A 2,826-nucleotide genomic window follows, 5' to 3' on the forward strand; every position below is an offset into this window, starting at 1 on the left:
GGTCAACGTGCTCCGGTCGGCCTACCGCGACCACGTGGCGCTCCTGGCCGCCCACGACGTGGCGTCCACGGTCGAGGACGAGCCGGTGCTGCCGTTCGCCGAGGTGGGTCGTCGCCTCGCCGATCTCGCGGACGCCGCGCTGACCGCCGCGCTCGCGGTGGCGGTCTCCACGGTGTACCCGGATTCGCCCATGCCCTGTCGCCTCGGCGTGGTGGCCATGGGCAAGGGCGGGGCCCGCGAACTCAACTACATCTCCGACGTGGACATCATCTTCGTCTCCGAACCCGCGGACGCCAAGACCGGTCGGGTGGCCGGGGAGATGATGCGCATCGGCTCGATGGCCTTCTTCGAGGTGGACGCCGCCCTGCGACCCGAGGGCAAGTCCGGAGAGCTGGTGCGGACGCTGGAGTCGCACGAGGCCTATTACAGGCGGTGGGCCAAGACGTGGGAGTTCCAGGCGCAGCTCAAGGCCCGGCCGATGACCGGCGACCTGGCCCTGGCCACCGAGTACTACGACACCGTGCACCCGCTGGTGTGGACGGCCTCCGAGCGGGACGACTTCGTGCACGACGTCCAGGCCATGCGCCGGCGGGTGGAGGAGAACGTCCCCGAGCCGCTCCGGGAGCGCGAGCTCAAGCTCGGGCGTGGGGGCCTGCGCGACGTGGAGTTCGCGGTCCAGCTCCTGCAACTGGTGCACGGTCGCACGGACGAGGAGCTGCGTGTCGCCAGCACGGTGGACGCGCTCGGGGCGCTCCGGGCGGGGGGATACATCGCGCGGGAGGACGGCGCCAACCTGGTGGCCGCCTACGAGTTCCTGCGACTTCTCGAGCACCGTCTCCAGCTCCAGCGCTACAAGCGCACCCATCTGCTCCCGGAGGACGGCGACCGGGAGGCGTACCGCTGGCTCGCCCGCGCCGCCCACATCCGGCCCAGCAGTCGGCACGACGCCGCGGAGGTCCTGCTCGAGCAGCTCCGTCAGGTCCGCAGCCGGGTGCGCAGGCTCCATTCCAAGCTGTTCTACCGCCCGCTGCTGGACTCGATCGCCGCCTACGACGCGGAGGCCCTGTCCCTGAGCTCCGAGGCGATGGAGCGGCAGCTGGCGGCACTGGGGTTCGGCGCACCGCGCCACGCACTCGGGCACCTCCGGGCCCTGGCCGGGCAGAACAACCGCCGCGGCCGGATCCAGGCGCTGCTCCTGCCCGCCTTCATGGAATGGCTCGCCGACACCCCGGACCCGGACGCCGGGTTGCTGGCCTACCGCAAGCTGTGTGAGGAGCACCAGGACGTCACCTGGTTCCTGCGCATCCTGCGGGACGACAGCATCGTGGCGCGCCGCCTGGTGACGGTGCTGGGCACCTCCGCGTTCGTCTCCGAACTCCTGCTCCGCAACCCCGAGGTGATCCCGGAGCTGACCGACGGCGCCGAGGGGCCCGTGCTCGTGGCCTCCAAGGTCTCCGACATCGCCTCCGCGCTGTCCGCCTCGGCGTCCCGTCACCGCACCCCCGAGAAGGTCATCGCCGCGGCGAGGTCGCTACGCCGGGCCGAGCTGGCCCGGATCGGCGCCGCGGACGTCCTGGGGTTGGTCTCCGTGCCGGAGGTCGGCAAGCGCCTGTCCGCCGTGTGGCGGGCGGTGCTCGAGGCGTCCCTCGCGGCCGTGATGAGGGACATGGCCCCCGAGGGCCAGGCGCCGCCGGCCCGACTCGCGTACATCGGGATGGGGCGGCTCGGCGGGGACGAGTTGTCGTACGGATCCGATGCGGACGTGATGATCGTGTGCGATCCGGTGGAGGGCGTCGCCGAGGACGTCGCCGTCCGGTGGGCCGTCCAGGTGGCCGAACGGGTGGGCAGGCTGCTCTCCTCGCCGTCGTCGGACCCCCCGCTCGACCTCGACGCCGACCTTCGACCGGAGGGCCGCAACGGACCACTGGTACGGACGCTTGCGTCCTACCGCGCCTACTACTCCAAGTGGGCCGAGACGTGGGAGCTGCAGGCCCTGCTCCGGGCCGCGTTCGCGGCGGGGGATCGCGACCTGGGCCTGGACTTCCTGCACATGATCGACGAGTTCCGTTACCCGGCGGACGGGGTGCCGCCCAAGGTGGTGCAGGAGATCCGGCGGATGAAGGCGCGGATCGACACCGAGCGTCTGCCCAGAGGGGCCGACCCGGCCACGCACACCAAGCTCGGGCGCGGTGGTCTGGCGGACGTCGAGTGGTGCGCGCAGTTGCTCACGATGCAGCACGCGGCGCGGGTGCCGGGCCTGCACACCACCTCCACCCTGGAGGCGCTCGAGGCCGCGGCCGCCGCGGAGTTGCTCTCGGAGGGCGAGCGTGAGGCGCTGGTGCAGTCGTGGCTCATGGCCGCCCGCGCCCGCAACGCCCTGGTCCTGGCCCGCGGCAAGGCGGTCGACCAACTCCCCGGTCAGGGCAAGATCCTGGCGGCCGTGGCCAGCATCTGCGCAGGGTCCTCCGACGGCGCGGAGTTCCTCAACCAGTACCTCCGGGTCACCCGCCTCGGCCGCAAGGCCGTCGACCACGTCTTCTGGGGTGAGATCTGAGGCGTGTTCCGGGGTCGGACCAGGGTTGTCACCGATGCGCTCCGGGGCCGCGCGCCGATACCCTGGGTTCATGGCTGTGAAGATGAACCTCACCCTCACCCTCGACGGCGTCACCTACGGTGAGCTGTACGAGTTCGTCGACGCGGTCCGGGCGGCCGGCGTACCCGCCGACGAACGCGTGCGCTGTCTGGGGTCCGACGACATGGGCGACCGCTTCGAGGTGGAGCTCGGCCCGGACCTGCGCCGGTCCGGGGCGGCCCGCGCGGCCTCGG

General features: G+C 72.1%; 1 protein-coding gene and 1 pseudogene. Both read left to right on the top strand.

Going from position 1 to position 2,826, the window contains the following annotated elements:
• The coding region (locus G6020_RS11015; protein ID WP_182610661.1) for a bifunctional [glutamine synthetase] adenylyltransferase/[glutamine synthetase]-adenylyl-L-tyrosine phosphorylase at positions 1 to 2,554 on the top strand (2,554 nt) is incomplete at its 5' end.
• 70 nt (positions 2,555 to 2,624) lie between these two features.
• Positions 2,625 to 2,826: pseudogene (locus tag G6020_RS11020) on the top strand (hypothetical protein); the annotation flags it as partial.

Origin of the sequence: Dietzia sp. B19, assembly GCF_014145155.1 — a bacterium.
In the GTDB taxonomy this organism is placed as follows: domain Bacteria; phylum Actinomycetota; class Actinomycetes; order Mycobacteriales; family Mycobacteriaceae; genus Dietzia; species Dietzia natronolimnaea.